The following is a 5,932-nucleotide window of genomic DNA, read 5'->3' on the forward strand; positions in this document are numbered from 1 at the left end:
GGCCGGAGGCGGCGTCGGCCAGGTGGGGGGCGCGTTGCGGCTTGCCCAGGCGGACCGGGCGATCGAACACGCGCACGGCCAGTTCGCGCACGCCGTTCAGCTGGCTGGCGCCGCCGGTCAGGACGATGCCCGCGCCCGGGTCCATGCCGACGCCGGCGTGCTTGAGCCGGTCGCGCAGCAGTTCCAGCGTCTCCTCGACGCGCGGGGCGATGACGGTCTTCAGCATGGCGCGCGGGACGATGACGGGACCGGCGGACGGGTCCTCGCCGCGCGGCGGGGCCTCCAGCATCTCGCGGTCTTCGTTGGCGCTGGCCATGGCCGAGCCGTGCAGGGTCTTCAGGCGCTCGGCCCCGACCTTGGAGGTCGACAGGCCGCGCGCGATGTCGGCGGTGACGTGATCGCCGCCGACGTTGAGGCTTTCGATATGCAGCAGGCTGCGCCCGCCCCAGACCGCCGCCGAGGTCGAGCCGCCGCCCATGTCGATGCAGACGCTGCCCAGCTCCATCTCGTCCTCTTCCAGCGCGGCGAGCGAGGAGACGACGGGGGCGGCGGCGACGCCCTGCAGGTCGAGGTGGGCCAGTTCGAGGCAGTGGCTGAGCGCGCCGAAGGAGCCTTCGGACATGGAGACGACCAGCAGGTCGAGGCCCAGCGAGCCGCCGCGCATCGAGCGCGGGTCATGGACGCCGCGCGCCCCGTCCACCGACCAGGCGATGGGCAGGACGTGGATCGGGCGGCGGTTGGGCAAACGGATCTGGGCCAGGGCCATGCCGATGGCGCGGGCCAGGTCGCCGTCGCTGATCGGATGGGCGCCCAGCGAGACGCGGGCCTGAACGCGGTGGCTGGCCATCTGGCCGATGGCCGTTGTGACGATGACGCCGGAGACGGGCGAGCCGGCCGCTCGTTCCGCTCTCTCGACCGCGTGCCCGATGGCCTGTGCCGCCTCGTCCATGTTGACGATGGCCCCGCCGCGCACGCCGCGCGACTGGACGTGGCTGGCGCCCGCGACGCGGATGGTGCGGTCGGCGTGGCGCACGCCCTCGGGCTTCATGATGAAGCAGGCGACCTTGGACTGGCCCAGGTCGAGCGCGGCCACGGCCGGAGCGCGCGGGGCGCCCTTGGCTTGGTCCGTGTTCGTGTCTCGGCTGCGTCCGGCCATGATGCTGGTGTCCTGGATATTCGTGTCAGACAGCGCCTTCGGAGGGCCGGACGGCGACCTCCTCGGGCGTGCGGAGATCGACCCGGGCGAAGCCCAGGTCGAGAAGGCGTTCGCGCTGGTCTAGCGCGTCGAGGCGGATCAGGGCGGAATCCTGATCGACGGCGGGCAGTTGGATCAGGCTGCCGTCCTTGAGGCGCAGATCCCAGCGGCGCTCGTCCACCCGGACCAGGGCCTCGATGCGGGCCATCAGGCGCGGACGCTGGGCCAGAAGCGGCAGGATTTCAGACGCGGTCTGATCGGCGCCCTTGCCGACGACCAGCGGCAGCTTGGGATAGCGGCCGGCGTCGGCGCCCGGAATGACCTTGCCGCCGCTGTCGATGACATAGGCGTGGCCGGCGGTCTGCCAGACGGCCAGACGGTCGTGTTCCTTGACGTCGACGATCAGGGTGTCGGGCAGCAGACGCACCACGCGCGCCTCCTTGACCCAGCCCACGGCCTGCACCCGGTCGCGCACGGCGTTGAGATCCAGGCTGACGATGGGCTGGTCGGCGCTGACGCCGACGGCCTGCTGGATCGCCGCCTTGGCCTCGGGCGAGGCGCCGGTGACGTGGACCTGCCTGACCTTCAGGCCCATGCCCGAGGTGACGCTGTCGAACTTATTAGAGACCGAGTTGGAGATGCGCTCGGCCCGTGCGCCCGTGGCCAGGACCCCACCCAGCACCACGACGCCCGCCACGATGGAGATCAGGACGGCGCGCGGCGACAGGTCCAGCCGACCGATGGCGGCGACCTTGCCCGGCGTGGCCGGGGCGTTGCGGGAGCCCTGCCCCCTGCCCTTCGTCGCGCCCTGTCGCCGACCGCCGCGCACTACCGCGGGCATGAGGCGTCCTCCACCATCCACCGAACCAGATCACGATACGCCATCCCGACATAGGCCGCCTGCTCGGGACTGAGCGAGGTCGGCGTCATGCCGGGCTGGGTGTTGACCTCCAGAAGAACGAGAACGTCGTTAACATCGTCATAACGGAAGTCGGATCGCGACACCCCGCGACAGCCCATGGCCGCATGGGCCAGCTCGGACTGACGCAGGGCCGCCTCGAAGACATGGGCGGGCAGTTCGGCGGGCAGGACGTGCTTGGACCCGCCCGGCGCGTACTTGGCCTCGTAGTCGTAGAAACCCTTGGTCGGGGTGATGTCGGTGACGGTCAGGGCGCGCGGGCCGGCGGCCTCGCCCAGAACCGTGACGGCCAGCTCCTTGCCCGCGATGAAGGGCTCGACCATGACCAGGTCGCCATAGGTCCAGCTGTCGTCGCCGACGATGGCGCAGGGCGCGTCGCCCGGCTGGATGACATAGACGCCGACCGAGGAGCCCTCGGCGTTGGGCTTGATGACATAGGGGGGCGCAATGACGTGATCCGCCGCCACCGCCTTGCGGTCGAACAGACCGCCGCCGGGGACGACGACGCCCGCCGCGCTAAGCACGGCCTTGGACTTGTCCTTGTCCATGGCCAGGGCCGAGGCCAGGACGCCCGAGTGGGTATAGGGAATGCGCAGGGTCTCGAGGATGCCCTGGACGCAGCCGTCCTCGCCCCATTCGCCGTGCAGGGCGTTGAAGACGACGTCAGGTTTCAGGGCCGTCAGCACCTGGGCCAGGTCGCGACCGGCGTCGACGCGCGTGACCTTGGCGACCTGCCCTTCCAGGGCGTCGGCGCAGCCGCGGCCCGAGGACAGCGAGACCTCGCGTTCCGACGACAGGCCGCCCATCAGGACAGCGACGTGAAGGGTGTTCAGGGGCGCGCGCATGGGACGATCCGACTACTAGCCCGCCCCTATGCCCTGAATACGGTTAACCGGTTGGAAACGATAGCGGGGCGGGTGCGGAATTCGTCGCGTCTTCGTTCCTACCCGGACGCCCCTCTCCCTGTGGGAGAGGGCTTGAGCCTCCAAGAGCGGAGCGATTGGAACAGGCGAAAGGGTGAGGGTTCGCGGCCAAGGTCGGCGCGAGCCGTCGCGCCAACGGCTATCGCCGACTGTCACCTCAGCCCCTCACCCTTTCGCGCAAGAACGATCGCCTTCGGCTCTCGTGCGCTCAAGCCCTCTCCCGCCGGGAGAGGGTTACTTCCGACCGATGCGCTTGATTTCCCAGTCCAGCTGGACGCCGGTCTTCTTCAGAACGTCGGCGCGGACGGCTTCGCCCAGGCCTTCAATGTCGGCGGCGGTGGCCTCGCCCGGGTTGATCATGAAGTTGGAGTGCAGCTCGCTGAACTTGGCGCCGCCGCCGGTCTCGGCGTGCAGCTTGCCGCGCCAGCCGGCCTCGTCGACCAGCTTCCACGAGGAATGACCCTCGGGGTTCTTGAAGGTCGAGCCGCCGGTCTTTTCGCGGATCGGCTGGGTCGTCTCGCGACGGCTGGTGATCTCGTTGATGCGGGCGGCGACGGCCTCGGGCGCGTCGGGCGTGCCACGATAGGTCGCCTCCATCCAGATGATGTCGGCCGGGGCGTTGGAGTGGCGATAGGTGTAGCCGAAGTCGGCCAGCGTCAGTTCGACCCGCTCGCCCTGGCGGGTCAGGCCCCAGGCCGAAACCAGAACGTCCTTGGTTTCCGCGCCGTAGCAGCCCGCGTTCATGGTCAGGGCGCCGCCGATGGTGCCGGGGATGCCGGCGTAGAATTCCAGCCCGGCGATGCCCGCTTTCGCGGAGGCTTTGGCCACCATCGAGTCCAACGCGCCCGCGCCCGCCGTAATGGTCTCACCCTCTGTCGTGATAGCGGCGAAGGCGCGGCCGGCCAGGCGGATCACCACGCCCTCGACCCCGCCGTCGCGGACGATCAGGTTGGAGCCGACGCCGATGATGGTGACCGGCACGCTTTCGGGCAGGGCCTTGAGGAAGTCGGCCAGGTCGTCCGCGTCCGCCGGGATGAACAGGGCGTCCGCCGCCCCGCCCACGCGGAACCAGGTGTAGGGCCCCAGCGGCTCGTTCAGCAGCAGCTTGCCGCGCACGGTCGGGAGGTTGTCAGTCCAGGCCATCAAATAATCCGCTCATCCCGGCGGACGCCGGGATCCAGTGCTTTGGCTGCATCCAGCCGTTTGACGTTCAATCCGATGTAGGGCGGCGAAGCTTCGTCGTGAAGCTCTCACTGGATCCCGGCGTCCGTCGGGATGAGCGGGAGCGAGGGTTTTCAGGCGAGGGCTTCGAGTTGCGCCGGCAGGGCGTAGGCCCAGCTGGTGATGTCGCCGGCGCCCAGCAGGACGACCAGATCGCCCGGCTTGGCTTCATCCTTGATGACGCGCGGCAGGACGGCGGCGTTTTCCAGGGCGGCGACGTTGCGGTGACCGTAGCGGCGGATGCCCTCGGCCAGCGCGTGCTTGTCGACGCCCTCGATCGGCTGCTCGCCCGCCGGATAGACGTCGGCGACCAGAACGCTGTCGGCGTCAGCGAAGCAGGTGGAGAAGTCCTGCATCAGGTCGCGCAGGCGGGTGTAGCGGTGCGGCTGGACCACGGCGATGACGCGGCCGGGGTTGTCGGCCGACTGGACCACCTGACGGGCGGCCTTGAGCACGGCGGCGATCTCGACCGGGTGGTGGCCATAGTCATCGATGACGCGCACGCCGCCGACGACGCCCGTGGTGGTGAAGCGGCGCTTGACCCCGCCGAAGCCGGCCAGACCCTGACGGATGGAGTCGTCGTCCACGCCCAGCTCGCGCGCCACGGCGATGGCGGCCAGAGAGTTGGAGACATTGTGCCAGCCGGCCATGGGCAGATAGAGGCCCTCGATCCGGGTCGGTTCTTCCAGCGCGGCCACACCCTGCCCCTGGATGACCACGTCGAAGCGCGAGCCGTCAGGCGACATCTGCACGTTCTCGGCGCGGACCATGGCCTGGGGGTTCAGGCCGTAAGTGACCAGGCGGCGGTTATCGATCTGGGCCGCCAGTTTCTGCACCTCCGGGTGGTCCAGGCAGACCACGCCGAAGCCGTAGAAGGGAATGTCCTCGATGAAGTCGCAGAAGGCCTTCTTGACCGCGTCGAAGTCGCCGTAGTGGTCCAGGTGTTCCGGGTCGATATTGGTGATGATGGCGACCGTGCACTTCAGGCGCAGGAAGGAGCCGTCGCTCTCGTCGGCCTCGACCACGATCCAGTCGCCCTCGCCCACCTTGGCGTTGGTGCCGTAGGCGTTGATGATGCCGCCGTTGACCACCGTCGGGTCCAACGAGCCGGCGTCCAGCAGGGCCGCGACCATGGAGGTCGTCGTCGTCTTGCCGTGGGTGCCGCCGACGCCGACCGAGAATTGCAGACGCATCAACTCGGCCAGCATCTCGGCGCGGCGGACCAGAGGAATGCGACGCTCGCGCGCCACGACCAGCTCCGGGTTCGTCGCCTTGACCGCCGTGGAATAAACCACCGCCGAGACGCCCTCAGTGACGTGCGCGGCGTCGTGGCCGATGTAGATGCGGGCGCCTAGCTTCTCGAGCCGCTCGGTGTTGGCGCTGGCCTTGGCGTCCGAGCCGGACACCTGATAGCCGATCTTCAGCATGATCTCGGCGATGCCGCTCATGCCGATGCCGCCGATGCCGACGAAGTGGACAGGCCCAAGGGCGAACGGAACGGGGCGAAGGCGTGCGATCATCCCAGCGCATTAGCAAGCTGCGCGCCTGATTGCACGACCCTGTTTCCTTCTCCCCTTTACGGGGGAAGACGGCCTCATGTCATCGCTCATCCCGGCGAAGGCCGGGATCCAGATGGTAGGGCGCGCCGTGACAGCCGGCGAGGCGATAGCGCCC

The 5,932-nt window shown here is 69.2% G+C and carries 5 protein-coding genes; all 5 read right to left on the minus strand.

Annotation, left to right across the window (positions count from 1 at the left end):
• A partial coding sequence (gene ftsA, locus ACREEF_RS15265; protein ID WP_431566420.1) for a cell division protein FtsA occupies positions 1 to 1,156 on the minus strand: 1,156 nt, incomplete at its 3' end.
• Positions 1,157 to 1,181: 25 nt separating this feature from the next.
• Complete coding sequence (locus ACREEF_RS15270; protein WP_431566421.1) at positions 1,182 to 2,036, minus strand: cell division protein FtsQ/DivIB; 855 nt, start codon at positions 2,034 to 2,036, stop codon at positions 1,182 to 1,184.
• Positions 2,024 to 2,959: a D-alanine--D-alanine ligase gene (locus ACREEF_RS15275; protein ID WP_431566422.1), complete on the minus strand. Its 936-nt coding sequence runs from the start codon at positions 2,957 to 2,959 to the stop codon at positions 2,024 to 2,026. The genes ACREEF_RS15270 and ACREEF_RS15275 overlap by 13 nt, the downstream gene beginning before the upstream one ends.
• Before the next feature lie 312 nt (positions 2,960 to 3,271).
• Positions 3,272 to 4,180 (minus strand): UDP-N-acetylmuramate dehydrogenase, encoded by a 909-nt coding sequence (gene murB / locus ACREEF_RS15280; RefSeq protein ID WP_431566423.1) that lies wholly within the window; start codon positions 4,178 to 4,180, stop codon positions 3,272 to 3,274.
• A 152-nt stretch (positions 4,181 to 4,332) separates the two neighbouring features.
• Entirely contained in the window at positions 4,333 to 5,778 is a 1,446-nt protein-coding gene (murC, locus tag ACREEF_RS15285; RefSeq protein WP_431566424.1) for a UDP-N-acetylmuramate--L-alanine ligase, read from the minus strand.
• Between the last annotated feature and the right edge of the window lie 154 nt (positions 5,779 to 5,932).

Source organism: Brevundimonas sp. (genome assembly GCF_050729455.1).
Taxonomy (GTDB): Bacteria; Pseudomonadota; Alphaproteobacteria; order Caulobacterales; family Caulobacteraceae; genus Brevundimonas.